This is a genomic window from Streptomyces sp. NPDC020192 (assembly GCF_044388685.1).
GTDB lineage: Bacteria > Actinomycetota > Actinomycetes > Streptomycetales > Streptomycetaceae > Streptomyces.
The window spans coordinates 103,785-130,279 of sequence record NZ_JBIRXG010000010.1; the positions used below are offsets into that span (position 1 = coordinate 103,785).

General features: G+C 71.8%; 23 protein-coding genes. 19 read left to right on the forward strand and 4 right to left on the reverse strand.

The window, feature by feature from the left end; all coding sequences use genetic code 11:
* Positions 1 to 61 precede the first annotated feature (61 nt).
* The 12 genes from ACH47Z_RS20555 to ACH47Z_RS20610 all read left to right on the forward strand — a co-directional run bounded on the left by ACH47Z_RS20555 (position 62) and on the right by ACH47Z_RS20610 (position 11,392).
* Positions 62 to 2,548 carry an MFS transporter gene (locus tag ACH47Z_RS20555; protein WP_399075553.1) on the forward strand — a complete coding sequence of 829 codons (2,487 nt, stop codon included), beginning with the start codon at positions 62 to 64 and terminating at the stop codon, positions 2,546 to 2,548.
* Between the two features lie 221 nt (positions 2,549 to 2,769).
* Positions 2,770 to 3,393 (forward strand): DUF6230 family protein, encoded by a 624-nt coding sequence (locus ACH47Z_RS20560; RefSeq protein WP_399075555.1) that lies wholly within the window; start codon positions 2,770 to 2,772, stop codon positions 3,391 to 3,393.
* Positions 3,394 to 3,444: 51 nt separating this feature from the next.
* Positions 3,445 to 3,924, forward strand: a complete 480-nt coding sequence (locus ACH47Z_RS20565; RefSeq protein ID WP_399075557.1) for a DUF6114 domain-containing protein — start codon at positions 3,445 to 3,447, stop codon at positions 3,922 to 3,924.
* The gene (locus ACH47Z_RS20570; RefSeq protein WP_399075558.1) at positions 3,914 to 4,792 is read left to right on the forward strand and encodes a hypothetical protein; all 879 of its coding nucleotides are present in this window, start codon (positions 3,914 to 3,916) and stop codon (positions 4,790 to 4,792) included. The genes ACH47Z_RS20565 and ACH47Z_RS20570 overlap by 11 nt, the downstream gene beginning before the upstream one ends.
* Positions 4,793 to 4,843: 51 nt before the next feature.
* On the forward strand, positions 4,844 to 6,133 hold the full coding sequence (pcaC, locus tag ACH47Z_RS20575; RefSeq protein WP_399075560.1) for a 4-carboxymuconolactone decarboxylase: 1,290 nt from the start codon (positions 4,844 to 4,846) through the stop codon (positions 6,131 to 6,133).
* 46 nt (positions 6,134 to 6,179) lie between these two features.
* Positions 6,180 to 6,815: an MBL fold metallo-hydrolase gene (locus tag ACH47Z_RS20580; protein WP_399075562.1), complete on the forward strand. Its 636-nt coding sequence runs from the start codon at positions 6,180 to 6,182 to the stop codon at positions 6,813 to 6,815.
* A gap of 36 nt (positions 6,816 to 6,851) precedes the next feature.
* Complete coding sequence (locus ACH47Z_RS20585) at positions 6,852 to 7,631, forward strand: exodeoxyribonuclease III (protein WP_399075564.1); 780 nt, start codon at positions 6,852 to 6,854, stop codon at positions 7,629 to 7,631.
* Between the two features lie 15 nt (positions 7,632 to 7,646).
* Entirely contained in the window at positions 7,647 to 8,066 is a 420-nt protein-coding gene (locus ACH47Z_RS20590) for a DUF6278 family protein (RefSeq protein WP_399075566.1), read from the forward strand.
* A 122-nt stretch (positions 8,067 to 8,188) separates the two neighbouring features.
* Complete coding sequence (locus ACH47Z_RS20595) at positions 8,189 to 8,932, forward strand: amino acid ABC transporter ATP-binding protein (RefSeq protein ID WP_399075568.1); 744 nt, start codon at positions 8,189 to 8,191, stop codon at positions 8,930 to 8,932.
* 17 nt (positions 8,933 to 8,949) lie between these two features.
* Entirely contained in the window at positions 8,950 to 9,876 is a 927-nt protein-coding gene (locus tag ACH47Z_RS20600) for a glutamate ABC transporter substrate-binding protein (protein WP_399075570.1), read from the forward strand.
* On the forward strand, positions 9,873 to 10,517 hold the full coding sequence (locus ACH47Z_RS20605) for an amino acid ABC transporter permease (RefSeq protein WP_399075572.1): 645 nt from the start codon (positions 9,873 to 9,875) through the stop codon (positions 10,515 to 10,517). The genes ACH47Z_RS20600 and ACH47Z_RS20605 overlap by 4 nt, the downstream gene beginning before the upstream one ends.
* Complete coding sequence (locus ACH47Z_RS20610; RefSeq protein ID WP_399075574.1) at positions 10,514 to 11,392, forward strand: amino acid ABC transporter permease; 879 nt, start codon at positions 10,514 to 10,516, stop codon at positions 11,390 to 11,392. The genes ACH47Z_RS20605 and ACH47Z_RS20610 overlap by 4 nt, the downstream gene beginning before the upstream one ends.
* Before the next feature lie 49 nt (positions 11,393 to 11,441).
* Here the strand turns inward: ACH47Z_RS20610 and ACH47Z_RS20615 are convergent, their stop codons facing one another.
* Positions 11,442 to 13,022: an alpha/beta fold hydrolase gene (locus ACH47Z_RS20615; protein ID WP_399075576.1), complete on the reverse strand. Its 1,581-nt coding sequence runs from the start codon at positions 13,020 to 13,022 to the stop codon at positions 11,442 to 11,444.
* 107 nt (positions 13,023 to 13,129) lie between these two features.
* Positions 13,130 to 13,879 (reverse strand): hypothetical protein, encoded by a 750-nt coding sequence (locus tag ACH47Z_RS20620; RefSeq protein WP_399075578.1) that lies wholly within the window; start codon positions 13,877 to 13,879, stop codon positions 13,130 to 13,132.
* A 144-nt stretch (positions 13,880 to 14,023) separates the two neighbouring features.
* Between ACH47Z_RS20620 and ggt the strand changes: the two genes are divergently transcribed.
* Entirely contained in the window at positions 14,024 to 15,823 is a 1,800-nt protein-coding gene (gene ggt / locus ACH47Z_RS20625; protein ID WP_399075580.1) for a gamma-glutamyltransferase, read from the forward strand.
* Between the two features lie 92 nt (positions 15,824 to 15,915).
* On the opposite strand, the gene ACH47Z_RS20630 is transcribed toward ggt, so the two are convergent.
* On the reverse strand, positions 15,916 to 18,453 hold the full coding sequence (locus ACH47Z_RS20630; RefSeq protein ID WP_399075582.1) for an ATP-dependent Clp protease ATP-binding subunit: 2,538 nt from the start codon (positions 18,451 to 18,453) through the stop codon (positions 15,916 to 15,918).
* Positions 18,454 to 18,536: 83 nt separating this feature from the next.
* Complete coding sequence (map, locus tag ACH47Z_RS20635; protein WP_399075584.1) at positions 18,537 to 19,304, reverse strand: type I methionyl aminopeptidase; 768 nt, start codon at positions 19,302 to 19,304, stop codon at positions 18,537 to 18,539.
* A 64-nt stretch (positions 19,305 to 19,368) separates the two neighbouring features.
* On the opposite strand from map, the gene ACH47Z_RS20640 reads away from it, so the two are divergent.
* From ACH47Z_RS20640 to ACH47Z_RS20665, 6 genes are all read left to right on the forward strand, one after another.
* Positions 19,369 to 19,620: a helix-turn-helix domain-containing protein gene (locus ACH47Z_RS20640; protein ID WP_399075587.1), complete on the forward strand. Its 252-nt coding sequence runs from the start codon at positions 19,369 to 19,371 to the stop codon at positions 19,618 to 19,620.
* A 116-nt stretch (positions 19,621 to 19,736) separates the two neighbouring features.
* The gene (locus ACH47Z_RS20645) at positions 19,737 to 21,575 is read left to right on the forward strand and encodes a hypothetical protein (RefSeq protein ID WP_399075589.1); all 1,839 of its coding nucleotides are present in this window, start codon (positions 19,737 to 19,739) and stop codon (positions 21,573 to 21,575) included.
* Positions 21,576 to 21,779: 204 nt separating this feature from the next.
* Positions 21,780 to 22,622, forward strand: a complete 843-nt coding sequence (locus tag ACH47Z_RS20650) for a nitrilase-related carbon-nitrogen hydrolase (protein ID WP_399075591.1) — start codon at positions 21,780 to 21,782, stop codon at positions 22,620 to 22,622.
* On the forward strand, positions 22,619 to 23,902 hold the full coding sequence (locus tag ACH47Z_RS20655; RefSeq protein WP_399075593.1) for an aspartate aminotransferase family protein: 1,284 nt from the start codon (positions 22,619 to 22,621) through the stop codon (positions 23,900 to 23,902). Before ACH47Z_RS20650 ends, ACH47Z_RS20655 begins: the two co-directional genes overlap by 4 nt.
* 18 nt (positions 23,903 to 23,920) lie before the next feature.
* On the forward strand, positions 23,921 to 25,486 hold the full coding sequence (locus ACH47Z_RS20660) for a PucR family transcriptional regulator (RefSeq protein WP_399075595.1): 1,566 nt from the start codon (positions 23,921 to 23,923) through the stop codon (positions 25,484 to 25,486).
* A gap of 155 nt (positions 25,487 to 25,641) precedes the next feature.
* Positions 25,642 to 26,484 carry a nitrilase-related carbon-nitrogen hydrolase gene (locus tag ACH47Z_RS20665; protein WP_399075597.1) on the forward strand — a complete coding sequence of 281 codons (843 nt, stop codon included), beginning with the start codon at positions 25,642 to 25,644 and terminating at the stop codon, positions 26,482 to 26,484.
* Positions 26,485 to 26,495 lie beyond the last annotated feature (11 nt).

The window sequence follows — 26,495 nt, forward strand, 5'->3', positions numbered from 1 at the left end:
CGCAGCGATATCCGGATCCGGATCGGCACCGCCGGCCGGCAGGCTGACGCATCGGCAGATCATGACGATCCTCAGCGGCCTGATGCTGGGGATGTTCCTCGCGGCGCTCGACCAGACCATCGTCAGCACCTCGATCCGTACGATCGCCGACGATCTGCACGGACTCAGCGCGCAGGCGTGGGTCACCACCGCTTACCTGATCACGTCCACCATCAGCACACCGCTGTACGGAAAGCTGTCCGACCTCTACGGCCGCAAGCCCTTCTTCCTGGCGGCCATCACGATCTTCATCGCCGGCTCGGCGGCCTGTTCGTTCGCCACCTCGATGACGGAGCTGTCCGCCTTCCGGGCCTTCCAGGGCATCGGCGCGGGCGGCCTGATGTCGCTGGCGCTGGCGATCATCGGTGACATCGTGCCGCCCCGCGAGCGGGCCCGCTACCAGGGCTACATGCTCGCGATGTTCGGTTCCTCCAGCGTGCTCGGCCCGCTGATCGGCGGCTTCCTCGCGGGCCGCGGCAGCATCCTGGCCATCGCCGGCTGGCGCTGGGTGTTCCTGGTCAACGTGCCGGTCGGCATCATCGCCCTCTTCGTCGTCGCCAAGGTGCTGAACCTCCCCCATACCCGGCGCGAGCACCGCATCGACTGGTGGGGCGCGCTCACCATCGCCCTCGGTGTCGTACCGCTGCTGCTCGTCGCCGAGCAGGGCCAGACCTGGGGCTGGACCTCCACCAAGGCCTACGTCTGCTACGGCGTCGGTGTGGTCGGCCTGATCGTGTGGGTCCTGGTCGAACGGGCGATGGGCGAGGAGGCCCTGATCCCGATGCGGCTGTTCCGCAGCGCGGTGTTCAGCAAGATGAGCCTGCTGTCCGTGATCGTCGGCATGGGCATGTTCGGCGGGATGATGATGGTTCCGCTGTACCTGCAGATCGTGAAGGGCGTCAGCCCCACCAAGTCCGGTCTGCTGATGCTGCCGCTGATGGTCGGGATGATCGCCGGCACCATCGTCGTCGGACGCATCATCCAGCAGACCGGCAAGTACAAGATCTTCCCGGTCATCGGCACCGCACTGATCATCGCGGCCCTGCTGCTGTTCCACTACCGGGTGCAGTGGGACACGGCGCTGCCGGAGACCATGGCCTACATGGCCCTGTTCGGCATCGGCCTCGCCGGCTGCATGCAGATCCTGACCCTGGCCGTGCAGAACGCCGTCGAGCCCAAGGACATGGGTGTGGCGACCGCGTCGGCCACCTTCTTCCGGCAGATGGGCGGCACCGCCGGTACGGCGATCTTCCTCTCCGTGCTGTTCAGCACCGTCGGCGACAAGATCAGCTCGGCCTTCCGGTCCGCCGCGCAGACGCCCGCGTTCCAGGCCGCGCTGCACGACCCGGCCGTACACGCCGACCCGGCCAACGCGCCCGTGCTGGCGATGCTCAAGCATCCGGCGGCGAGCGGCGGCGGCTCGGGCGTGCTCGACGACTCCTCGTTCATCCAGCGGCTCGACCCGCGCCTGGCCGAGCCGTTCAAGGTCGGCTTCACCGACTCGATGCAGCTCGTCTTCCTCATCGCGGCGGGCGTGATGGTCCTCGGCTTCCTGGTCGCGCTGTGGACCAAGGAGGTCCCGCTGCGCAAGGTCTCCGGACTGGAGGCGCAGGCCGCCGAGAAGAGCGCTGAGCAGGGTGCGGAGCCGGCCACGGCCGCTGTCGCCGCACCGGCACCCGGCGAAAGCCTGCCCGACGCCGGGCCGGCGGCCGACAGGTTCGCACCCGTGCCCGCGTCCTCGCGGCACGGCGTGCGCGGCCGGGTGCTGGACGGCACGGGCGCGCCGGTGCCGCAGGCCGTGATCACCCTGATCGACGTGGGCGGGCGGCAGCTCGGCCGGGCCGTCAGCGGCGCGGACGGGGCCTACACGGTGACCGCCACCGGCCCCGGCACCTATGTGCTGATCGCCGCCGCCGGTGCCCGGCAGCCGCAGGCCGTCACCGTGGTCGTCGGCGAGGAACCGGTCGAGTGCGACCTCGCGCTCAGCGGCACCGTCGCCCTCACCGGGTCGGTCCGGGACGCCGCCGACGGGCAGCCGCTGGCGGGAGCCCTGCTGGTCGCCACCGACGTGCGCGGCGAGGTCGTGTCCTCCGGGAGCTCGGCCGCCGACGGCGGTTTCCTGCTCGCCGATCTGGTCCCCGGCAGCTACACGCTCGTGGTGAACGCGGTCGGACACCGCCCGGCCGCCGTCCCCGTCGACGTCACCCCGGGAGCCGCGGACGTCCACGAGATCCGCCTCGAGTCCGGCGCCCGGCTGAACGGCGTCGTCAGCACCGCCGACGGCCGGCCGCTCGACGACGCCAAGGTCACCCTGCTGGACTCGGCCGGCAACGTGGTCGGCACCGCGATCACCGGAGCCGACGGCGCCTACGGGTTCACCGACCTGGACGGCGGCGCCTACACGGTCATCGCCGGCGGCTACGCGCCGGTCGCCGCGTCACTGCGCCTGAACGGAAGCGACGTGACCGACTTCGACGTGGAGCTCTCGCACGAGGACGGTTCCCGGTAACTCCGCGCGGCGACGGGCCACCGGTCCGTCGCCGCCTGGCGCCCACGCCCCGGGCTCGGGAGCGAGCGATGCCGTCGTACACACCATGCATCACTCGTACGGAGGACCTGGCGTGCAGTCGGTTGCCGCACCCGGAAGCCTAGGATCCATCACCGGACAAACAAGGCGTTTTTCGCCTTGTCCGGCACGGGCGGGTTCGCCTCACGACTGAAGGAGACGGGATGTCGTACCGCGCCGGGAGAACCCGTTGGAGGCGTTTCGCGGTGGTCCTGGTGCCCAGCGTCGCAGCGTGTGCGGCGGTCGGCGTCGCCATGGCACAGGGAGTACTCGCCGCCTCTTTCTTCATCTCCGGCCAGAAGTTCCAGGTCACCGCCGACTCGTTGACCGCCCGTGGGTTCAGCCTCTACGGCATGATCGACGTGACCAGGAAACATGAACTCGTACCCGTCCTGGTCACCGGTTTCCGGCACGCGACGATCAGCGGGCTGTGCCAGTCCGTTCTCGTCGACATCCCGGTGCTGGGCACGCGGACTCTGCGGCTCACCGGCGGTGACGACCGGCCCGCCGAAGCGTCGGACTTCTTCCTCGACGCGACAACCGATTCGGCCAAGGACGCGAATTTCACCGGCCTCGACATCGGTGTCGCCCAGGGTGCCATCGCCAAGGGCCCGGTCAGGCCCGGAGACAGGGACTCGCGGTTCTTCGATCCCGACGGCGTCGGCCAGCAGGCTCTGTCGGCGGCCCTGACCGACGTACGGGTGAGCGCGGTCGCGCTCTCCGCCGGCACGTTCCACATTCCGGGCCTGCGCGTGCGGCTCGAACAAGGCAACCACACATGCTTCTGACCGGGTGGCCCCCGTGCGGGGACCACGGCACCACTGATCAGGACAGGACGCGTGATCACCAACCCCTTCAGCGGACGACGTGAACCGCTCGCCACAGCACCGGAGTTCCGGCGCAGGTTCGCCACCTGGCGTGGTGAACGCCCCTTCTGGGCCGGGCTGTTCACGTTCGCCGCCGGTCTGCCCGTCCTCTACTGGCCCTACGCGCACCTGGACCTGGGCGGGATTCCGCTCGCCCTGTCGACCACGTCCGGTGCCGGGTCCCTGGTGGTCGGAATTCTGCTCCTGGTACTGGGGATCGCGCTCTGGTGTCGCCCCCACCTTCGTGTGTTCGCCGGGATCGCCACCCTCCTGCTCGCCCTCGTCTCCTTTCCCGTCGCGAACTTCGGCGGCCTTTTCCTCGGTGTGGCCTCCGGCCTGATCGGCGGCTCCCTGGCCTGTGCCTGGATGCCGCCCGCGGCCGACGAGCCGCCGACGCCGAGCGACTGCACGGCCACGGCGGTTGCGGTGGGAGAGGGCCGAAGTGGCAGCTGACCACCGCACCGGCCGGACCGCGCACTCCCGCGAGCGCGCCTCCGGGCGCCGTCACCCCGGCCGCACGAGAGCGACCCGTCGCGCACTCGGCCGGGTACCCCGGCCTCTCGCCTGCGCGCTGGCCGTGGCCTGCGCGCCCCTGGCGCTGCACCTCGCCACACCGTGGGTGGCCGGCACGTTGCCCGGCTCCGGCACGGAATCCGGCCCCACGGCAACGGCGTACGCCTCGCCGACGGCCACGGACAGCACCGCCCCGGAACCGGCCGGTGCCTCGCCGGCACACTCCGCCCCCGGGTCTACGGCCCCACACGCCCCGCGACCGGCGGACGGTACCGCGCGAGCAACCGCGAGCGTCTCTTCGGCGCCCGCCGACGCACCTCTCGACCCGTCCTGGGCTCGCCCCGCGAAGATCTCCTGGGTGCTGCGCGCCGACCGGCTCGTGCTCCGCGGCGCGAGGTTCCGCGGGGTGGTCACGGTGCGTACTGCGGCCGGGACCGTCCGGGCACTGAAACTCACCGTACGGTCACTGGACGCCGTCGACCTCGACCTGACCGCGGGCCGGGGCCGTGCGGCGATGCGCCTTCGGGCCGGGCCGGCGACGACGTCCACCCTCAGGGGCCAGGGCGCCGACGGCGTGGTGACCCTCTACGTCCGCACGCTGTCCGGCACGGTCACGGCCCTCGGCGCCGGCCCGCTCCCGGCGGCCCGCACCGTCACCATCACCCCCGACGCCGTACCCGACTGGCTCTCGCACCCCGTCACCCCCACCCGCACGATCACACTCGTCGCGGCGACCGCTTCGCAGATCACGCAGTCCGGAGGCCGGCTCTCCCTCACCGGCCCGCAGCTGCGAGCCGCGGCCGGGTGACCGGCATGCCCCCGTCTCAGCGCCACAGGCGAGATGTGGCACCGTGAGCCTGTGAGCACGACGACGACCAAACCCCTGGAATACAGCTTTGACGGGCCGGAAGGCGCCCCGGTCCTGGTCCTCGGACCGTCCATCGGGACAACACGCCACATGTGGGACCGCCAGGTGCCGGAGCTGATCAAGCAGTGGCGGGTCCTCCGCTTCGATCTGCCCGGGCACGGCGGCGCCCCCGCTCATCCGGCCGGTTCCGTCGGCGAGCTGACGAGCCGGCTGCTGGCCACGCTGGACGCGGCCGGTGTGCAGCGGTTCGGGTACGCGGGCTGTGCGCTGGGCGGTGCGATCGGGATCGAGCTGGCGCTGCGCCACCCGGAGCGGCTCGCCTCGCTGGCGCTGGTCGCGGCCTCGCCCCGGTTCGGGAGCGCCGACGAGTTCCGCCAGCGCGGGGTGATCGTACGCACCAACGGGCTCGAACCGATCGCCCGGACCTCCCCGGACCGCTGGTTCACCGGCGGGTTCGCCGCCGCCCAGCCCGCGATCACCGAGTGGGCCGTGCAGATGGTCCGCACCACCGACCCCGGCTGCTACATCGCCGCCTGCGAGGCCCTGGCCGCCTTCGACGTACGGGCCGAGCTGGGCCGGGTCGGCGTACCGACCCTCGTGCTGGTCGGCTCCGACGACCAGGTCACCGGCCCCGCCGAGGCCCGCACCCTGGTCGCCGGCATCCGGGACGCCCGGCTCGCGGTCGTCCCCGGCGCCTCCCACCTGGTCCCGGTCGAGCAGCCGGCCGCCGTCACCGACCTGCTGACGCACCACTTCGCGACCGCCTGGCAGCAGCCGTACGACACCGGGCAGACGGCCCTGCCGAGCCTGCCCGCCGTCCCCGTTCCGGCCGTGCCGCCGCAGGCCGTGCCGGTCGCCGAGATCGCTCCGGCCGCCGTACCGGTGCGAGGCCCCGGGCAGTCCGACCGGTACGAGACCGGGCTGAAGATCCGCCGCGAGGTGCTCGGCGACGCGCACGTGGACCGGGCGCTGGCCGCGGCCGACGACTTCTCCGGGGACTTCCAGGACTTCCTCACCCGCTACGCCTGGGGCGAGATCTGGGACCGGCCGGGCCTGGACCGCCGTACCCGCAGCTGCATCACGCTGACCGCGCTGGTCGCGGGCGGGCACCTGGAGGAACTGGCCTTCCACACCCGGGCGGCCCTGCGTAACGGCCTCACCCCGGACGAGATCAAGGAGGTGCTGCTCCAGGCGGCCGTGTACTGCGGGATCCCGGCCGCGAACAGTGCGTTCCGGGTGGCCCAGCAGGTCATTCAGGAGGAGACCACGCCCGACGCGTGACCACCGGATGGGCTGAACATCGCCGGGTTCGGCAGGATGGGGAAGCATGAAGCTCACGAAGAAGTCCCACGCCTGCGTCCGTCTCGAGAAGGACGGGCGGACCCTCGTCATCGACCCCGGCGGCTTCAGCGAGCAGGACGCGGCCGTCGGCGCGGACGCGATCCTGGTCACGCACGAGCACCCGGACCACTTCGACGAGGGGCGGCTGCGCGCCGCCCTGGAGGCGAACCCGGCCGCCGGGATCTGGACGCTGAAGTCCGTCGCCGACCAGATCGCGGCGGCCTTCCCGGGCCGGGTGCACACCGTCGGCCACGGGGACACCTTCACCGCGGCCGGCTTCGACGTGCAGGTCCACGGCGAGCTGCACGCCGTGATCCACCCGGACATCCCGCGCATCACCAACGTCGGCTATCTGATCGACGGCGGCAGGGTCTTCCACCCCGGCGACGCCCTCACCGTCCCCGACCACCCGGTGGAGACCCTGATGCTCCCGGTGATGGCCCCCTGGAACAAGATCTCCGAGGTCATCGACTACGTCCGCGAGGTGAAGCCGCAGCGCGCCTACGACGTCCACGACGCCCTGCTCACCGACCTCGCCCGCCCGGTCTACGACCGCCAGATCGGCGCCCTGGGCGGCACCGACCACCAGCGGCTGGCCCCGGGAGCCTCGGCGGACGTCTGAGGCACGTTGTCAGAGGGGCCCGGTAGGTTGTGAAGCATGCGCATCGCTACCTGGAACGTGAACTCGATCACCGCCCGCCTCCCGAGGCTGCTGGCCTGGCTGGAGAGCAGCGGCACCGACGTGCTGTGCCTGCAGGAGGCCAAGGTCGCCGAGGAGCAGTTCCCGGTCGACGAGCTGCGCGAGCTGGGCTACGAGGCGGCGGTCCACGCCACCGGCCGGTGGAACGGCGTGGCGGTGCTCTCCAGAGTGGGCCTCGAGGACGTGGTCAAGGGCCTGCCCGGCGACCCGGGCTACGACGGCGTGACCGAGCCGCGCGCCATCTCGGCGACCTGCGGCCCGGTCCGCGTCTGGTCGGTGTACGTCCCCAACGGCCGCGAGGTGGAGCACCCGCACTACGCCTACAAGCTCCAGTGGTTCGAGGCCCTCAAGGCGGCCGTCGCCGGTGACGCGGGCGGCAGCCGGCCGTTCGCCGTGATGGGTGACTACAACGTGGCGCCGACGGACGACGACGTCTACGACCCGTCGGTCTTCGAGGGCTCCACCCATGTCACCCCCGCCGAGCGCGCCGCCCTCACCGCGCTGCGCGAGACGGGCCTGAACGACGTGGTGCCCCGCCCGCTGAAGTACGACCACCCGTACACCTACTGGGACTACCGCCAGCTCTGCTTCCCGAAGAACCGCGGCATGCGCATCGACCTGGTGTACGGCAACGCGCCGTTCGCCAAGGCCGTGAAGGACGCCTACGTCGACCGCGAGGAGCGCAAGGGCAAGGGTGCCTCCGATCACGCGCCCGTGGTGGTCGACCTCGACGTCTGATGCCACGCTGGGTCCATGAACCTTCCGTTCCTGGGCCACCGGCACCACAAGCACGGCGACACGGAGCTCCCGGCCGACCCCGAGGCGGTCGCCGCGCTGCTCGCCGAGTGCGAGCTGCTGCGCGCGCAGGCGGCCGAGGACGGCGTCCGCCTCGACGACACCCCGGCCTCCCTGGAGGCCCTGGACCAGCTGGTCCCGCGCTGGCGTGACGACGCCGAGACCCTGCCCTGGCTCGGCCATGACGCCGGGCTGTATCTGGGCACGGTCGTGGTGCGCACCGTGCCCGGAGCCGCCTGGCGGATCCGCTCCGACGGCGAGCCCGTCGTACTCCTCGCCTCCGGCCGGGAGTTCGAGGTCGTGGATGCCGGGCAGGACTGGGCGGCGAGCGGCGTGCCCGAGCTGTCCCAGCTGTACGGCGAGATCGCCGAAGTCTGAGCCCGCCCCTGCTGGGCGTAAATACGGCTAATGCCCGAAAAGTGCGTGTCGTAGCTCAACCCCTGTGGTGTCTGGATAGGTTGCGGCAACCACGACACGGCTGAGAGCGAGTAGGGCTGCGTATGGCCGTCGATCCGTTGATCGAGCTGCAGGGCGTCAACAAGTACTACGGGGAACTGCATGTCCTCAGGGACATCGACCTCTGCGTCGGCAAGGGGGAGGTGGTCGTGGTCATCGGCCCGTCGGGGTCGGGGAAGTCGACGCTGTGCAGGACGATCAACCGGCTCGAGACCGTCCAGTCCGGCACCATCACACTCGACGGACAGCCGCTGCCCCAGGAGGGCAGGGCCCTCGCCCGGCTCCGCGCCGAGGTCGGCATGGTCTTCCAGTCCTTCAACCTCTTCGCCCACAAGACGGTCCTGCAGAACGTCTCTCTCGCGCAGGTCAAGGTCCGCAAACGCGGGAAGGACGACGCCGACCGCCGCTCCCGGGATCTCCTGGACCGGGTGGGCCTGCTCACGCACGCCGGCAAGTACCCGGCACAGCTCTCCGGCGGCCAGCAGCAGCGCGTGGCCATCGCCCGCGCCCTCGCCATGGAACCCAAGGCGATGCTCTTCGACGAGCCCACCTCCGCCCTCGACCCGGAGATGATCAACGAGGTGCTGGAGGTCATGCGGCAGCTCGCCCGCGACGGCATGACGATGGTCGTCGTCACCCATGAGATGGGCTTCGCCCGCGCCTCCGCCCACCGGGTCGTCTTCATGGCCGACGGCCGGATCGTCGAGGACCGCGCCCCGGAGGAGTTCTTCACCGCCCCGCGCAGCGAGCGCGCCAAGGACTTCCTCTCCAAGATCCTCAAGCACTGACCGGGGGAGTGCGACCGATGTTCCGTACCGCACGTGTGTCCGCCGCCCTGGCCCTGTGCACCGCGCTGCTCGCCGCCGCCTGCGGCAGGGACGGCAGCCCGCCGAGCAAGGGCCCGGCGGCCGACAGGCTCCCGCACGACCAGGTGGACCGGGCCTTCACCCTGCCCGCCTCCGGCACCTGGACCCGGGCGAAGCGGCGCGGCTACTTCGTCGTCGGCGCCAAGGAGGACCAGCCCTATCTCGGCGAGAAGGACCCGGCCACCGGCGGCTACGCCGGCTTCGACATCGAGATCGCCAGGATGATGTCCGCCTCCCTCGGCTTCCCGCCCCAGTCGGTCAAGTTCAAGACGATCGCCTCCGCCAACCGAGAGACCGCCCTGCAGAACGGCCAGATCGACTACTACGTCGGCACCTACACCATCAACGCGAACCGCGAGAAGCTCGTCGGCTTCGCCGGGCCCTACTACCTGGCCGGCCAGTCCCTGCTGGTCCGCAAGGACGAGGACGACATCCACGGCCCCCAGGACCTCGACGGCAGACGGGTCTGCTCGGCCGCCGGCTCCACGCCGTACCAGCGCATCCAGGCCGACTACCCGCGGGCGGCGCTCGTCGCCTACGACACCTACTCGATCTGCGTCGACAACCTGCTCACCTACCAGGTCGACGCGGTCACCACCGACGACGCCATCCTCATCGGCTACGCGGCCAAGGCCCCCGACGAACTGAAGGTCGTCGGCAGGCCGTTCTCGAAGGAGCCGTACGGCATCGGTGTCCCGCGCGGCGACAGCGCCCTGCGCCTCGCCCTCGACGGCGCGCTTCAGGCCCGTGAGAAGGACGGGGACTGGAAGAAGGCGTACGAGGCCACGCTCGGCCTGTCCGGCGTGCCCGCACCCGACCCGCCCGCGATCGACCGCTATCCGGCTCGCGATGCGAGGACGGCATGAACGTACTGACCGACAACTTCTCCACCTATGCCCGGGGCTTTCTCGGCACCGTCGAACTCACCGTCTGCGCCGGGCTGCTGGCGCTGGTGCTGGGCTTCGTGACGGCGTCCTTCCGGGTCGCCCCCGTCGCCGGCCTGCGCGCCTTCGGCACCGTGTGGGTCACCGTGCTGCGCAACACCCCGCTCACCCTGCTGTTCTTCGCGGTGCTGCTCGGTCTGCCCCGGTTCGGACTCGTGCTGCCCTTCCAGCTGTTCGCGGTCCTCGCCCTCGGCTGCTACACCTCGGCGTTCATCTGCGAGGCGGTGCGCTCCGGCATCAACACCGTGCCCGCGGGGCAGGGGGAGGCGGCCCGCAGCCTCGGCATGACCTTCGGCCAGACGCTGAACCTGGTCGTGCTGCCGCAGGCGTTCCGGTCGGTGATCCCGCCGGTCGGCTCCACGCTCATCGCGCTCGCGAAGAACTCGGCGATCGCGGGCGCGTTCAGCGTCACCGAACTGCTCGGCACGTACAGGACGCTCAGCGAGCTCGGCTACGACATCGTCTGGACCTTCGTCTGGATCGCCGTCGGCTACCTGATCATCACGCTCGCCATCAGCGCGCTGTTCCACCTGCTGGAGCGGACGTGGGGAGTCGCCCGATGACCACCACCACCGCCCTGTACGACCTCCCCGGCCCGCGCACCCGGCGGCGCCATCGCGTGTATGGCGCGGTGTCCACCGCCGTGCTCCTCGGCGTCGTCGCCTGGATCCTGTATCTGCTGTTCGACACCGGCCAGTTCACCTACACCAAGTGGATGCCCTTCGAGTACAAGGGCATCCAGGAGCTGCTGCTGCGCGGCCTCGGCAACACCCTGAAGGCGTTCGCGATCGCGGCCGTCCTCTCCCTCGTCCTCGGCGGGCTGCTCGCCACCGGGCGGCTCTCCGACCACCGGCCGGTGCGCTGGGCGGCCACGCTCGTCGTGGAGTTCTTCCGCGCCATGCCCGTCCTGGTGATGATCTTCTTCGTCTTCGTGGCGCTCAGGGTGCAGCCGCTGCCCGCGCTGGTCGCCGGACTCACCCTCTACAACGGCTCGGTGCTCGCCGAGATCTTCCGCGCGGGAGTGGCCGCGGTCGAACGCGGCCAGGCGGAGGCCGCGTTCGCGCTCGGCATGCGCAAGACCCAGGTCATGACGCACGTCCTCGTGCCGCAGGCCGTACGCGCGATGCTGCCCGCCATCATCAGCCAGTTGGTGGTGGCCCTGAAGGACACCTCCCTCGGCTATCTCATCACCTACGAGGAGTTCCTCCACGCCGGGAAACTCATCGCCTCCAACCTCGACTACGATTTGCCGTTCATCCCTGTGGTGATGGTGATCTCGCCGATCTACATCGGGATGTGCATGCTGCTCTCGTGGTGCGCCGTCCGGGTGTCCCGCCGTGAGCAGCGCAGCCCCAAGACCGAGGCGGTGGCGGTCGCCACACCGGGTCCTGGGGCGCTGCTGCCGGGCAGGGAGCCCCCCTTGGCCCCGAAACCCTAGGAGGGGCGGCAGTTCACACGGGCCATGCTCGTCCGGCGGCAGCCGGAGATCACTGCTCGCGCACGGGGACGGACACGTACGACGGGTCGTCCGAGGGCGAGGAGAAGGTCAGCTGCGCGCCGGACGGGTTGTGCTCGATGTACAGCGGGTCGACCGTGTCGACCACCAGCGCGAGGCGGTGCCCGGCGGGTACGTCGTAGGCCGTGGAGAATAGATCCAGGGTGACGTCGAACGGCGTGCCGGGCGTCCGCCCGTGCCAGGTGTACGGCGCGTGCGTGACCAGCTTGCCGAGGCCGAGCGGCCCCACGTCGTACAGATAGGCGACGAGGGTGCCGCTCTCCGCCGTCGGGGTCAGTGTGGTGTGCAGGGTGGCCGTGCCGCGTACGCGCTGGCCGGTGCCGTACGGCTGCGACTGCCACACGGCCGCCCAGCGGCGCGGCAGCAGCGGCATCGAGGCGATGGGCGGCAGCTTCGCGACCTGGTCGAGGATGCTGGACAGGAAGACGATCCCGCCGTCCGCGCCGGAGTCGACGCCCGTGTGGAGGGTGGTCGAGCCGGCGAGTGCGAACTTCTTCCGGGTGGCGCCGACCGACTTCCAGTCCGGGTAGCCCTCGTATCCCCCCGCGCTACGGGACTCCAGCTGGACCGGCCGCTCACGGTCGATGCCGTTGTCGGCGCCCTTGAGGTAGTGGTCGAACCAGCGCCCGGTGTCCGTCCAGACGTCGTTGGGCAGCCCGAACAGACCGGTCAGCTCGGCGGTCGCGTGGTCGCCGGGGCGCAGCTCCAGCCGCTTGGGGACGGTCAGCTTCTGGTAGAAGTCGGCGTACTCGTTCGGGTTGAAGACGGTGTCGCCCCACGCGTTGGCGAGCATCACCGCGGCGCCGTTCCGGTTCAGCCGGTCGACATAGGTCGCGGGGGAGCGCTTGCGCCCCCAGGCGATCATCTCCCGCTCCTTCGACAGGTTCGAGGAGTACAGGTTGTCGAACATCGCGCGCAGCTCGGGGCTCTCACGGCCGGTCAGGGTGGCCGCGCCGTCCAGGACGGCCAGCGCCTGGACGTGCTGGGTGCGCCCCGAGTAGATCGAGTCGACCAGGTCCGCCCAGCCGCTCAGCGCCGCCACCGCCCTGATCCGCCGGTCGTGGGCGGCGGCCAGCAGACTGATCCCGGCGCCGTACGACACCCCCGCCATGCCGACGTGCTTCGGGTCGGCCGGGGTGTGCGCGAGGGCCCAGTCGATGACCTTGGAGGCGTCCGCCACGTCCGGCGGACCGGCCACTTCTATCTGCCCGCCGGACTGCCAGAACCCGCGCACGTTGTAGGTGAGCACCACATAGCCGGCGTCGGCGAGCCTCTGCGCCTGCGCCAGGTACTCCACCTGGGGCAGCGACCAGCTCGTGGGCAGCACGATGAGCGGGTAGCGGTGGGCGCCGTTCGCGTTCGCGGGTGTGACGACGTTCGCCTTGAGTACGGTGCCGCCGTCGCCGGTGATGTCCACGAAGCGGACGGACGGGGTGGCGGCGGCCTGGGCGGCCGGGGCCAGGCCGACGACACCGCCGGAGATCAGCGCCGCCGAGACGGCTGAGGCGGCTGCGGTGCGCAGAGCGGTGCGGCCGTGCCGACCTTGTCCCATGGGTCACTCCTTCACTCGTGTCAGTGCAAAGTGACCCGACGGTAACCGGCTCGCTTACCGCAAGTAACCCGTCGGTAAGTTACGTGCCGGTAAAGATTGTTGAAGCGCTAAGCGGCCGTGTCGGCGGAGGCCGTCTCGGGCGGGGGAGTGCGCGCCGCGCGGGTCACGTCCGCCACCAGTTCGACCACGTCGGGGCCGTACGCCTGCGAGTTGAGCACCTTCAGCAGCAGCACGAACGAGCCGGTGCCGTACTTGCGGTGCAGGCGCTCGTGATGGCGGGCGAGATAGCGGGTGGCGGCCTGGTTGGTGATGGCCCGCTGGCCGCAGAAGAGGAACACCGGGCGGCCGGCGCCGTGCCCGTCGGCGCTGAGCCGGGCGAGCAGCACGTACTCGCTCCGGCCGCCGTCCATGCGGTAGTGCTCCCCGCCGATCCGGAAGGCGCCCGTCTCCGCGCCGGCGTCGGTGTCCACGTTGATCCGCACACCCGGCAGCAACGAGGAGAGATGCGCCGCCATCCGGCGGTTCGAGTAGGGCCCGCCGACGCAGAACTCCGTCCGCTCGCCGAAGCCCTGCTGGGTGGCGTCGTGCGCCACGACCTGGGCGTGCGCGTGGCAGTCCTTGATCAGGGCGGCGAGTTCCAGCAGGGCGAACATGTCGTACCGCATCACCGACAGGTCCGGCCCGCCCGCGTTGCGGTTCACCACCAGCAGCGACTCGGAGTGGTCCGCCAGCCCGAAGAACGCCTGCTTGCGCCGCAGCTTGCGCCGCCACAGCGAGGTCCGGGCGATCCAGCCCAGGGAGGCCGAGATGCCGGCCGCCACGAGACCGAGGACGATGTTGCGCAGGTCGTCGTTCATGGCCGGGCATGCTAGCGGCCCCAGGCGTCCGGGAGCGCACCGGTGTTCGACGTGTGACGTTCGTGTGGCAGCCCGCCGAGGCCCTCTGTCGGCCTCCCGGCAATCTCGTTACGCTGCGCTGACCGGTTCCGACGGGAGGTACGGATGCGTCGCCCTGGCAGACGGAAACTGGCGGTTCTGGCGGTCTCGGTCGCCGTGGTGTCGGTGGGGGCGGCCGCGCCGCCCGCCGCGACGGGCAGCACCCCCGTCAAGGTCCCGGTGGCCGTCGGGTACGGCGGCGCGGTCGCCAGCGTCGACGCGGACGCCTCGGCCGCCGGCATCGAGGTGCTCAGGCGCGGCGGCAACGCGGTCGACGCGGCCGTGGCCACCGCCGCCGCGCTCGGCGTCACCGAGCCCTACTCGGCCGGCATCGGCGGAGGCGGCTACTTCGTCTACTACGACGCCAGGACCCGCACCGTGCACACCATCGACGGCCGTGAGACGGCGCCCCTCAGCTCCGGCTCCGACCTGTTCCTGGAGAACGGCAAGCCCCTCGCCTTCGCCGACGCCGTCAGCAGCGGTCTGAGCGTCGGCACCCCGGGCACGCCCGCCACCTGGCAGACGGCGCTGGACGCGTGGGGCACCAGGAGGCTCGCTGCGGTGCTGAAGCCGGCCGAGCGGATAGCGCGCGACGGCTTCACGGTGGACGACACCTTCCGCTCGCAGACCGCCTCCAACGAGGCGCGGTTCCGCTACTTCCCGGACACCGCGAAGCTGTTCCTGCCGAACGGACAGCTCCCGGTCGTGGGCTCCACGTTCAGGAACCCCGAACTCGCCCGCACCTACCAGGAGTTGGGTCGCAAGGGCGTCGGTGCCGTCTACCGCGGGGACATCGGCGACGACATCGTCAAGACCGTCGAACACCCGCCCGTGGACTCCGCCTCCGGCTGGAACGCCCGCCCCGGCAAGCTGGAGGAGAAGGACCTCGCCGCCTACACGGCCACGTTCCAGGCGCCCACCAGGACGTCGTACCGCGGCCTGAACGTGTACTCCATCGCGCCCTCCTCCTCCGGTGGCACCACGGTCGGCGAGGCGCTCAACATCTTGGAGCAGACCGACCTTTCGAAGGCGAGCGAGGTGCAGTACCTGCACCACTTCATCGAGGCCAGCCGCATCGCCTTCGCCGACCGGGGGCGCTGGGTCGGCGACCCCGCCTTCGAGGACGTACCGACGAAGGAACTGCTCTCGCAGCGGTACGCCGACTCGCGCGCCTGCCTGATCAAGGACAACGCGGTCCTCACCAGCCCGCTCGCCCCCGGCGACCCGCGCCACCCCGCGTCATGCGGCGCCGGCGGTACGGCGGCCCCGACGACGTACGAGGGGCAGAACACGACCCACCTGACCGTGGCCGACAAGTGGGGCAACGTCGTCGCATACACGCTCACCATCGAGCAGACCGGCGGCAGCGGCATCACCGTGCCCGGCCGGGGTTTCCTGCTCAACAACGAGCTGACCGACTTCTCCTTCGCCCCGGCCAACCCGGCGGTCCACGACCCGAACCTGCCGGGCCCGGGCAAGCGGCCGCGCTCGTCGATCTCCCCGACGATCGTCCTCGACCGGAACAACAGGCCCGTGGTGGCCCTCGGTTCACCGGGCGGGGCGACCATCATCACCACCGTGCTGCAGACCCTGACCGGGTTCCTCGACCGGCACCTCCCGCTGGTCGACGCCATCGCCGCACCCCGCGCCAGCCAGCGCAACGCGGCGAAGACGGAACTCGAACCGGCCCTCTACAACGGTGACGTGAGGAAGCAACTGGAGTCCATCGGCCACTCCTTCTCCCTCAACCCCGAGATCGGCGCGGCGACCGGCGTACAACGCCTGCCCGACGGCAAGTGGCTCGCCGCCGCCGAGAAGGTACGGCGCGGTGGGGGATCGGCGATGGTGGTGGATCCGGCACCGTAAGGGACGCCATGCGGGCAGCGCCGGCGCCCTGTCGACCGGGGCGGCCGGCGCAGGCTTCACGGCCGTCGTCGTCTGTTCGGTGCCGTACGCCTCTACGGCTCCGGTGGCGGTGGCTGGGAGCGGCCTGTGCGGAAGTCCAGGCGGCCGTCCGTCACGGCCACCGTGACATGGCTGCCCTCGGTGATCGCGCCGTTCAGCAGGAGCCGGGAGAGCTGGTTGTCCACCTCGCGCTGGATGGTGCGGCGCAGTGGGCGGGCGCCGTACTCGGGCTGGTAGCCGCGTTCGGCGAGCCAGTCGACGGCCGCGTCGGTGAACGTGACCGTGACGCCCTGGCCGTCCAGCAGCCGGCGGGTGCCCTCCAGCAACAGGCCGGTGATCTGCCGGAGTTGCTCGCCGGTCAGCTGACGGAAGACCACGATCTCGTCGATCCGGTTGAGGAACTCCGGCCGGAAGTGCTCGCGCAGCGGCCTGAGGATCCGCTCGCGCCGCGCCTCCTCGTCCGCCTCCGCCCCGCCCGGCCCGAACCCGATCCCGGCGCCGCGCTGGGTGATCACCTCGGAGCCGAGGTTGCTGGTCATCGTGATGACCGTGTTGGTGAAGTCGACCGTGCGGCCCTGGGAGTCGGTCAGCCGGCCGTCGTCCAGGACCTGGAGCAGGATGTTGAAGACGTCCGGGTGCGCCTTCTCCACCTCGTCCAGGAGGAGAAGCGAGTACGGGTGCCGGCGCACGACCTCGGTGAGCTGGCCTGCCTCCTCGTGGCCGACGTACCCGGGCGGGGCGCCGACCAGCCGCGAGACGGTGTGCCGCTCCTGGTACTCGCTCATGTCCAGCCGGACCATCCGGTCCTCGCTGCCGAACAGCGCCTCCGCGAGCGCCCGGGCCAGCTCGGTCTTGCCGACGCCGGTCGGGCCGAGGAACAGGAAGCTGCCGATCGGCCGGTTCGGGCTCGCGAGGCCCGCGCGGGAGCGCAGTACGGCCTCCGAGACCACGGCGACGGCCTGCTCCTGGCCGACCACCCGCTGGTGCAGATGCCGCTCCAGGTCGAGCAGCCGTGCCTTCTCCTCCTGGGTGAGCCGGCTGACCGGGATGCCGGTCTGCCGGGACACCACCTCGGCGACGGCCTCCGCCGTCACCTCCAGGTCCAGCCCCTCGTCGGCCTTCTCGCCGCCGCTGGCCTCGGCGATCCGGGCCTTCAGCTCACCGATCCGGTCCCGCAGTTGCCTGGCCTGCTCGTAGTCCTCGTCCGCGACCGCCTGGTCCTTGTCCCGCACCAGCTGCTCGACCTCGCGCTCCATCGCCCGCACGTCCTGCCCCTTGGTCCGCGCGCCCAGCCGTACCCGCGCGCCCGCCTGGTCGATCAGGTCGATGGCCTTGTCCGGCAGCCGCCGGTCCGTGAGGTAGCGGTCCGACAGCTGGACGGCGGCGACCAGCGCCTCGTCGGTGTAGCGGACCTGGTGGTGGGCCTCGTAGCGGTCGCGCAGCCCACGCAGGATCTCGATGGTGTCCGTGACCGTCGGCTCGGGCACCAGGACCGGCTGGAACCGGCGGGCCAGCGCCGCGTCCTTCTCGATCCGCCGGAACTCCTCCAGCGTGGTCGCGCCGACGATGTGCAGCTCGCCCCGGGCGAGCGCCGGCTTGAGGATGTTGCCGGCGTCCATCGCGCCGCCCTCGCCGCCGGAACCCGCGCCGACGACGGTGTGCAGCTCGTCGATGAACACGACCAGCCGGTCGGAGTGGGCGCGGATCTCCTCCACGATGTTGTTGAGCCGCTCCTCGAAGTCGCCCCGGTAGCGGGTGCCGGCCACGACCCCGGTCAGGTCCAGCGCGACCACCCGCCGCCCGGCCAGCCCGTCCGGTACGTCCCCTTCGGTGATCCGCTGCGCCAGCCCCTCCACGATGGCCGTCTTGCCGACACCGGCGTCCCCGATCAGGACCGGGTTGTTCTTGCCGCGCCGGGAGAGCACCTCGATGGTCTGCTCGATCTCCGTGTCCCGGCCGATCACCGGGTCGATGCGGCCCTGCCGGGCCAGGTCGGTCAGATCACGGCCGTACTTGTCGAGGGTGGGCGTACCGGTGGGCCGCTGCCGCTCCACGCGCACCGGGACGGTCTCCGGGCCCTCGGGCGGCCGGGCGGCGCCGGCCGAGAAACGGACCTCGTTCAGGATGTGCCCGGCCGCCGAGTCCGGGTTCGCGGCGAGCGCGCTCAGCACGTGCTCCGGGCCGATGTACCCGGCGCCGCTCGCCCGCGCCAGGTCGTGCGCGTCCAGCAGGGCGCGCTTGACGGCGGGGGTGAGCGACAGCGAGGTCGGCGCCGGCCCCTCGCCCGGCGGGTGCTGGACCGGGCCGGCCCGGTCGTCGATCTCCGTCGCGAGCGAGTCCGGATCCGCACCGGCCCGGCTCAGCAGGCTCCGGGTGGGCTCCGCCGCCACCGCCGCGCGCAGCAGGTGCTGGGTGTCCAGGTCCCGGCTGCCGTGCTCGACGGCGTACTGGGCGGCCCCTCTGACCAGCTCCCGGGCAGGCTGGCTGAGCAGGCGGCTGATGTCGATGTGCCTGGGCGCTCCGCTGGGGGTGCCGCCGAAGAAGCGGGACAGGAATTCACCGAAGGGGTCGGGAGGGTAGCCGTTGGTCATGGCGTTCCGTTCCTTTGGTGCCGGTTCATATCACCTTGTCACGGATGCCTGCGGGTGGCACGTGCGGGGCCCCTTCGGGGCGCCTACCGTGCCGTGAGGATCCTCGGTCCCTCCTCCGTGATCGCCACCGTGTGCTCCACGTGGGCCGCGCGTGAACCGTCGCTCGTGCGCAGGGTCCAGCCGTCGTCCGCCTCGTAGAAGGTGTCCTTGCCGCTCGCGATCAGCATCGGCTCGATGGCGAGGGCCATGCCGGGGCGCAGCGGAAGGCCCCGGCCGGGGCGGCCCTCGTTGGGGACGTCGGGGTCCTCGTGCATCCGGCGGCCGATGCCGTGGCCGCCGAAGCCCTGCGGGATGCCGTAACCGGCGGCGCGGCAGACCTCGCCGACGGCGTGGGCGATGTCGCCGATGCGGTTGCCCGCGACGGCCGCCGCGATGCCCGCCGCCAGGGCCCGCTCGGCGGTGTCGATCAGCCGGAGGTCGGCCGGGCGCGGGCGGCCCACCGTGAAGCTGAGCGCCGAGTCGCCGGCCCAGCCGTCCAGTACCGCGCCGCAGTCGATGGAGACCAGGTCGCCGTCGCGGAGCCGGTACCGGGTGGGGATGCCGTGCACGATCGCGTCGTTCACGGAGGCGCAGATCACCGCCGGGAAGGGGGTCGGGGCGAAGGAGGGGCGGTAGCCGAGGAACGGCGAGGTCGCCCCGGCCTCGCGCAGCACCTCCCGTGCCACCTCGTCCAGCTCCAGCAGCGAGACGCCGACGCCCGCGGCCTGCCGTACGGCCGTCAGGGCCCGCCCGACGACCTGGCCCGCCGCGTGCATCGCGTCGATCGACGTGTCCGTCTTCAGTTCCACCATGCCAATTACTATACCGGTATTTAAATGGGTGGGGTGCCGGGGTGGCCGGTATTAGAATGGGCGCATGGTGCGCACCCCCCTCACCCCCGAAGAGCGTGAACGCGGCGAGCGGCTCGGGCGGTTGCTGCGCGAGGCGCGCGGCGGCCGGAGCATGACCGAGGTCGCCGCCGCGGCGGGGGTCTCCGCCGAGACCCTCCGCAAGATCGAGACGGGCCGGGCGCCGACTCCGGCGTTCTTCACCGTGGCCGCGCTGGCCGGAGTCCTCGGGCTGTCGATGGACGACCTGGCCGCACTGTGTGCCCTGGTCGCCGCGTGAGGCGACGGGTGGGGTGAGCTGTCCGCGCACTGCCGGAAAACAGTGCGTAGCAGAGCCGTAACACGACTGGTGTTGCCTGGCGGCCGGAGTGCTGGCGGTCGGGCGGGAGCTGGGCGATGGCGGTGGATCAACTCCCCGGTCGGGTGCGGGAGTTCGCGGGCTATCTGGACGGCCTGCTGGCGCGCCTCGACCAGGGGGAGGGGTGGAGCGGCGTCTTCTGGCAGCGCGACCCCGAGGGTATGCGGGCCTGCCTGGACGGGCGCGAGGTGCCGCCGTGGGACGTGGTGGCGGCCCTGCTGGACGACCTCGCGGCGGCCTACGGCACGGCCGCGGCGGACGCCGAGCGGGAGCGGGCCCGCGCCCTGTACCGGGCGGCCCTCGCGGCGTACGACACCCGCCCCGGGGCGCGTGAGGCCCTGGCCGACCGCCTCGACGTCATGCTCCGCGAGCAACGCTACGCCGCCGACCGCCAGGCCGAGCTGACCCGCCTGCTCTCCGCGGGTGCCTCCGGCGCGGAGGCCGACGCCCTCCGCCTGGACCTCGCCTGGGCCCACGACGACTACGTCCGCGCCTCTGCCCGGTGCGATGAACTCCGGGGGCGATTGGCGGCGTTGCACCGACGGGCGACGGGCAACCAGGCGGGGGCGGTACGGGGACCGTCGGACGCGGGCCTGGGTCGTCCCCTGGCCGCCGACTCCGGTCAGGTGGAGATGCCCCGGCGGGGTGACGCCGGTGCGGAGCGGGTTGCCTCGGGCGGCGTTCACGGTCGGGGGCGGGGCTCCTTGGCCGGCGAGTCGGGTTCGGTGGTGCCGGTGAGTGGTGATGCCGGTTCGGTGGGCGTGCCCGTGCGTGGCGATGCAGGTTCGGGGTGGGGCGTTGTGCGTGGTGGCCTCGGTGCGGAGCGGGGTTCCTCGGTCGGTGAGTCCGGTTCGGCGGGGGCGCCCTTGCGTGGTGAGGCCGGTGCGGAGCGGGTCGTCCCACGTGGTGACGCCCGTTCGGGGCAGGGGCCCGCGGCCGGCGGTTCTGGGCCGGAGCAGGTCGGTCCACGTCCCGGTTCCGGCCAGGACCGAGGCGCGCGGCTTGCCGGCTCCGCTCCTGCGCAGGGCCCCTTGCCCACCGGCTCCCTCCCCGCTCAGGCCTCCGGCCCCGCCGCAGCCCCCGTGGCCCGTCCGCACAGCACCGAGCCCCCCGCCTCGCACATCCCGCCCACCGCACCCCCGCCCCCCGCACCAACCGCCCCCGCCAACTCCCGCAAGCGCCGGCGCGGCAGTGCCCGCTTCGCCGGGATGGCCGAGGACACCGCCGCCTCCGCCGCCGTACCGCAGGTGTCCGTGCCGTCGGCCCCCCTGTCGCGCGGAGCCCGTTTCGCCGGGGGAGTCGAGCAGCCCGTCGAGGCGGAGCCGGTGAACGCGGAGGAGGTCGACGCCGACGCCGGTGTGGCCGTCGCCGGTGCCGTGGAACAGCTCGCGCGGTTGCGGACCGAAGGACGTACCGGTGAGGCGCACGTCCTGCTCGTCGAGGTCGCGCAGTGGCCCCCCGCCCGCTTTCCCCTGCTCGTCGACGCCCTGCACCGGGCCGGGCTCGGGGCGGACTGGGCGACGTTACTGTGGGAGGCCGCCTCGCTGCCCGCCGAGCGGCTGGTCGGGGTCGCGGACGCGCTGGTGGCCGCCGGGCGGGACGCAGACGGGCGGCAGTTGCTGCGGCAGGGCGTGGCCCGGCCGGCCGAGCAGGTCGGGGCCGCCGTACTGCGGCTGGAGGGCGCGGGGAGGCAGCGGGAGGCGCGGGCGCTGCTGGACGCCTGTGTGCGGGCGCGGGCGGCGGAAGAGGCCGCCCGCAGCGTCCTGCCCGATCCGCTTCGGCTCGTGCCCCTGCTGCTCGATGCCGCCCGTGCCGTCTCCGAGGAGCGGTACTGGGACCTCGTACACGCTCTGCGGGTTGCCGGGCACGGTGCGTGACCGCTGGTCGTCGGCCTCGTCCCGGTGTGCCCCGCTTCGCCCCGCCGGCCGGATCGGCCGCTCACCCATCGGCGTGTGAAACGTGATCGACTCCGTCGGGTTGACGACGATGGTCTTGGCAAGGGCCTCCAGGAGGCTTACTTTCGTCCCTCTAGGCCTGCTCTACGGGCGTAGAGGCTCTGAGTCCCGTCGAAGGAGCAGCTCATGGCCGACGTCGTACGCGCCGCACTGGTCCAGGCAACCTGGACCGGCGACACCGAGTCCATGGTGGCGAAGCACGAGGAGCACGCCCGCGAGGCGGCCCGGCAGGGTGCCAAGGTCATCGGGTTCCAGGAAGTCTTCAACTCGCCCTACTTCTGCCAGGTCCAGGAGCCCGAGCACTACCGCTGGGCCGAGCCGGTGCCCGACGGGCCGACCGTGCGGCGGATGCGGGAGCTCGCGCGCGAGACCGGCATGGTGATCGTCGTTCCGGTCTTCGAGGTCGAGCAGTCCGGTTTCTACTACAACACCGCCGCCGTGATCGACGCCGACGGCAGCTACCTCGGCAAGTACCGCAAGCACCACATCCCGCAGGTCAAGGGCTTCTGGGAGAAGTACTACTTCAAACCCGGGAATGTGGGGTGGCCCGTCTTCGACACCGCCGTGGGCCGTGTCGGCGTCTACATCTGCTACGACCGGCACTTCCCGGAGGGCTGGCGGCAACTCGGGCTCAACGGCGCCCAGTTGGTGTACAACCCGTCCGCCACCCACCGCGGGCTGTCGGCGCACCTGTGGCAGCTGGAGCAGCCCGCCGCGGCCGTCGCCAACGAGTACTTCGTGGCCGCCATCAACCGGGTGGGCCGGGAGGAGTACGGGGACAACGACTTCTACGGGACCAGTTACTTCGTTGATCCACGTGGGCAGTTCGTGGGCGAGGTCGCGAGCGACACGTCCGAGGAACTCCTCGTCCGCGATCTCGACTTCGGCCTGATCGACGAAGTGCGGCAGCTGTGGGCCTTCTACCGCGACCGCCGCCCCGACGCCTACGAAGGACTGATCCAGCCGTGAACGACCTCTACTCCCGCCACCGCCAGGTCCTGCCCGACTGGCTCGCCCTCTACTACGACGAGCCGATCGAGATCACCCACGGCGAGGGCCGCCACGTCTGGGACTCCGCCGGCCACAAGTACCTGGACTTCTTCGGCGGCATCCTGACCACGATGACCGCACACGCGCTGCCCGAGGTCACCAAGGCCGTCGGCGAGCAGGCCGGGCGGATCATCCACTCGTCCACGCTCTACCTGAACCGGCCGATGGTCGAACTCGCCGAGCGCATCGCCCAGCTGAGCGGCATCCCGGACGCCCGGGTCTTCTTCACCACCTCCGGCACCGAGGCCAACGACACCGCCCTGCTGCTCGCCACCGCCCACCGGCGCAGCAACACCGTCCTGGCGATGCGCAACAGCTACCACGGCCGCTCCTTCAGCACGGTCGGCATCACCGGCAACCGCAGCTGGTCGCCGACCTCCCTGTCCCCGCTGCAGACGCTGTACGTGCACGGCGGAGTGCGCGGCCGGGGTCCGTTCGCCGGGCTGGACGACCGCGCGTTCATCGACGCGTGCGTGGCCGACCTCAGGGACATCCTCGGGCACACCCGGCCGCCCGCCGCCCTGATCGCCGAACCCATCCAGGGCGTCGGCGGCTTCACCTCCCCGCCCGACGGCCTCTACGCCGCCTTCCGCGAGGTCCTGGACGAGCACGGCATTCTGTGGATCGCCGACGAGGTACAGACCGGCTGGGGCCGTACCGGCGAGCACTTCTGGGGCTGGCAGGCGCACGCCCAGAGCGGTCCGCCGGACATCGTCACCTTCGCCAAGGGCATCGGCAACGGCACGTCCATCGGCGGGGTCATCGCCCGCGCCGAGATCATGAACTGCCTGGACGCCAACAGCATCTCGACGTTCGGCGGCACCCAGATCACCATGGCCGCCGGCCTCGCCAACCTCACCTACCTCATCGAGCACGACCTCCAGGGCAACGCGCGCCGGGTCGGCGGGCTGCTCATCGAGCGGCTGCGGGCCGTCACCGCCCAGCTGCCCGGCGTACGCGAGGTGCGCGGGCGGGGGCTGATGATCGGCATCGAGCTGGTCAAGCCGGGCACCGACGAGGCCGATCCGCAGGCCGCCGCCGCCATCCTGGAGGCGGCCCGCGAGGGCGGCCTGCTCATCGGCAAGGGCGGCGGCCACGACACCAGCGCCCTGCGCATCGCCCCGCCGCTGTCCCTGACCGTCGCCGAGGCCGAGGAGGGCGCGGCGATCCTCGAACAAGCGCTGCGGAGCGCGTACTAGAGAAACAGGTGTACGGCCATGACCACCACCTCCGAGGCCCGGTACGGCTGGGAACCCGTGCTCTCCGTCCGCCAGGTGCTGGCCCTGGAACGGGTCCTGGCCGGGGAGCCCGAGGTGGTGGCCGGGGCCGGGCAGCTGGACCGGCCGGTGCGCTGGGTGCATGTCGCCGAGGCCGCCGACGTCGGGGTGATGCTGAGCGGCGGCGAGATGGTGCTCACCACCGGTGTGCTGCTGGCCGGTGACGAGGCCAAGCAGGCCGAGTACGTCCAGTCTCTGTACCGGGCCGAGGCGGCCGCCGTCGTCCTCGGTCTCGGGCGGGCCTTCCCCGCGCCGCCGGACGCGATGCGCCGTGCCGCGGACCGGTGCGGTCTGCCCATGGTGGTGCTCCACCGGCCCTTCCCCTTCGCCGAGTTGACGGAGGAGGTCCAGTCCCGGCTGGTGCGGCGCAAGTTCGCCGCCGTCAGCCTCTCGGAGTCGGTCCGTACCGCGCTCACCGGGCTCATCACCGCCGGCGTCCCCCTCCAGCGGCTCCTCGACGAGGTCGTCGTGCACAGCGGCTGCCCGGTCGTCGTCACCAACCTCGCCCACCGCGTCCTCGCCACGGCGGGGGAGCGGTCCGCGGTGGACGACGTGCTGCGCGACTGGGAGCGGATCGCCCGGCAGGCCGGCGGCGCCGACGGCGAGGGCTGGATCAGCGCCGAGCTGGGCGGCCGCGGGGAGCGCTGGGGCCGGCTCCTGCTGTGCGGCTACCGCGGAGACACGGCCACCGGGCGGCTGCTCGCCGACCGGGCCGTCGAGGCGCTGGTGCTGCACCGCATGCTCGGCGGCGGCTCCGCGCGCACCTGGGAGGAGCAGTCCGCGCAGAGCCTGCTGACCGACCTCGTCTCCGGTGTCGTACCGGCCCGGCAACTGCTGCCCCGGGCCCGCGCCGCCGGACTGCCGGTCAACCGGCGCACCTTCGTGCCGCTCGTCGTCCTCGGCCGCAGCCCCGAGCAACTCGACCGCGTGCTACGGCTGCTGGGGATGTCCGGGCTCGTCGCCGAACTCGCCGACACAGCGGCCGCCGTACTGCTCAGCCTCGCCCGGGACCAGGACGCCGAGACCCTCACCGGGCACTTCGCGGCCCGGCTGCGCGCCGGGTCCGACGCCGTGGTGGCCGCCGCGGACCCTCGTACCGCCTGGGAGGACGTGCCCGCCGGGCTGCGGGAGGCCCGGCATGTCGCCGACGCCGTCGCCGACTCCTCCCACGCCCTCGACCTACCGGCCGTCGTACGCCTCAAGGACGTCCACCTGCGCGGCCTGGTCCGGCTGCTGCGCGACGACCCGCAGGTGCAGTCCTTCGCCGAACGGGAGCTGGACGGGCTGCTCTGCGCGGCCGAACCCGAGCTGCTGAACGTGCTGCGGACCTATCTCGCGACCGGCCGCAACAAGTCCCGCACCGCCCAGCTCCACCATGTCTCCCGGCCCGCCCTCTACCGGCGCCTGGAGGCGATACAGGCCCGCCTCGGTGTCGACCTGGACGACTTCGAACAGGCGGCCTCCGTACACATCGCGCTCCTCGCGCACGACGCGCAACAGCGGTGAAACATGCGACGACCTGGGAAAACGGCGGTGAAACATGGGTCAGCGAACACGTGACACGGTGGCACGCCCACGCCCCGCAGACGTGACACGCTGCCAATCCAACGGCCTGCTCCGGCTTTCTAGGCTCACGGCACACCGAGCTACCGGAGGTCCCGATGAGCCGAGTGATCCGCGCCGCCCTGTTCCAGACCGCCTGGACCGGGGACAAGGAATCCATGATCCAGGTCCACGAGCAGGCGGCCCGCGACGCCGCCGCCCAGGGCGCCCAAGTCCTCTGTTTCCAGGAGCTGTTCTACGGCCCCTACTTCTGCCAGGTCCAGGACAAGGCCTTCTACGAGTACGCCGAGCGGATTCCCGAGGGGCCGACCGTCCAGCGGTTCCAGTCGCTGGCACGGGAGTTGGGCATCGTCCTCGTCCTGCCGATGTACGAGGAGGAGCAGCCCGGCGTGCTGTACAACACGGCCGCCGTGATCGACGCGGACGGCTCCTACCTCGGCAAGTACCGCAAGACCCACATCCCCCAGGTCCAGGGATTCTGGGAGAAGTTCTACTTCCGGCCCGGCAACAGCGGCTGGCCCGTCTTCGACACGGCCGTCGGGAGGATCGGCGTCTACATCTGCTACGACCGCCACTTCCCGGAAGGCTGGCGGGCGTTGGGCCTCGCCGGAGCCGAGATCGTCTTCAACCCCTCGGCCACCTCACGCGGCCTGTCCCGCTACCTCTGGCAGCTGGAGCAGCCGGCGGCGGCCGTCGCCAACGAGTACTTCGTCGGCGCGATCAACCGGGTCGGCGTGGAGGACCTCGGCGACAACGACTTCTACGGCACCACGTACTTCGTGGACCCGGAGGCCCAGTTCGTCGGCGAGCCGGCGAGCGACAAGGAGACCGAACTCGTCGTCCGCGACCTGGACCTGGCCAAACTCCGCGAGGTCCGCGACCGCTGGCAGTTCTACCGCGACCGGGCGCCGGGGGCGTACACGCCGCTGACCGCACCCTGACCGTAACCGAG

Excerpts from the sequence above, each read along its gene's own strand:
- ACH47Z_RS20555 (WP_399075553.1), top strand. The coding sequence starts at position 62 with ATGACGATCCTCAGCGGCCTGATGCTGGGGATGTTCCTCGCGGCGCTC.
- ACH47Z_RS20560 (WP_399075555.1), top strand. The coding sequence starts at position 2,770 with ATGTCGTACCGCGCCGGGAGAACCCGTTGGAGGCGTTTCGCGGTGGTC.
- ACH47Z_RS20580 (WP_399075562.1), top strand. The coding sequence starts at position 6,180 with ATGAAGCTCACGAAGAAGTCCCACGCCTGCGTCCGTCTCGAGAAGGAC.
- ACH47Z_RS20585 (WP_399075564.1), top strand. The coding sequence starts at position 6,852 with ATGCGCATCGCTACCTGGAACGTGAACTCGATCACCGCCCGCCTCCCG.
- ACH47Z_RS20590 (WP_399075566.1), top strand. The coding sequence starts at position 7,647 with ATGAACCTTCCGTTCCTGGGCCACCGGCACCACAAGCACGGCGACACG.
- ACH47Z_RS20595 (WP_399075568.1), top strand. The coding sequence starts at position 8,189 with ATGGCCGTCGATCCGTTGATCGAGCTGCAGGGCGTCAACAAGTACTAC.
- ACH47Z_RS20600 (WP_399075570.1), top strand. The coding sequence starts at position 8,950 with ATGTTCCGTACCGCACGTGTGTCCGCCGCCCTGGCCCTGTGCACCGCG.
- ACH47Z_RS20605 (WP_399075572.1), top strand. The coding sequence starts at position 9,873 with ATGAACGTACTGACCGACAACTTCTCCACCTATGCCCGGGGCTTTCTC.
- ACH47Z_RS20610 (WP_399075574.1), top strand. The coding sequence starts at position 10,514 with ATGACCACCACCACCGCCCTGTACGACCTCCCCGGCCCGCGCACCCGG.
- ACH47Z_RS20615 (WP_399075576.1), bottom strand. The coding sequence starts at position 13,022 with ATGGGACAAGGTCGGCACGGCCGCACCGCTCTGCGCACCGCAGCCGCC.
- ACH47Z_RS20620 (WP_399075578.1), bottom strand. The coding sequence starts at position 13,879 with ATGAACGACGACCTGCGCAACATCGTCCTCGGTCTCGTGGCGGCCGGC.
- ggt (WP_399075580.1), top strand. The coding sequence starts at position 14,024 with ATGCGTCGCCCTGGCAGACGGAAACTGGCGGTTCTGGCGGTCTCGGTC.
- ACH47Z_RS20630 (WP_399075582.1), bottom strand. The coding sequence starts at position 18,453 with ATGACCAACGGCTACCCTCCCGACCCCTTCGGTGAATTCCTGTCCCGC.
- map (WP_399075584.1), bottom strand. The coding sequence starts at position 19,304 with ATGGTGGAACTGAAGACGGACACGTCGATCGACGCGATGCACGCGGCG.
- ACH47Z_RS20640 (WP_399075587.1), top strand. The coding sequence starts at position 19,369 with ATGGTGCGCACCCCCCTCACCCCCGAAGAGCGTGAACGCGGCGAGCGG.
- ACH47Z_RS20645 (WP_399075589.1), top strand. The coding sequence starts at position 19,737 with ATGGCGGTGGATCAACTCCCCGGTCGGGTGCGGGAGTTCGCGGGCTAT.
- ACH47Z_RS20650 (WP_399075591.1), top strand. The coding sequence starts at position 21,780 with ATGGCCGACGTCGTACGCGCCGCACTGGTCCAGGCAACCTGGACCGGC.
- ACH47Z_RS20660 (WP_399075595.1), top strand. The coding sequence starts at position 23,921 with ATGACCACCACCTCCGAGGCCCGGTACGGCTGGGAACCCGTGCTCTCC.
- ACH47Z_RS20665 (WP_399075597.1), top strand. The coding sequence starts at position 25,642 with ATGAGCCGAGTGATCCGCGCCGCCCTGTTCCAGACCGCCTGGACCGGG.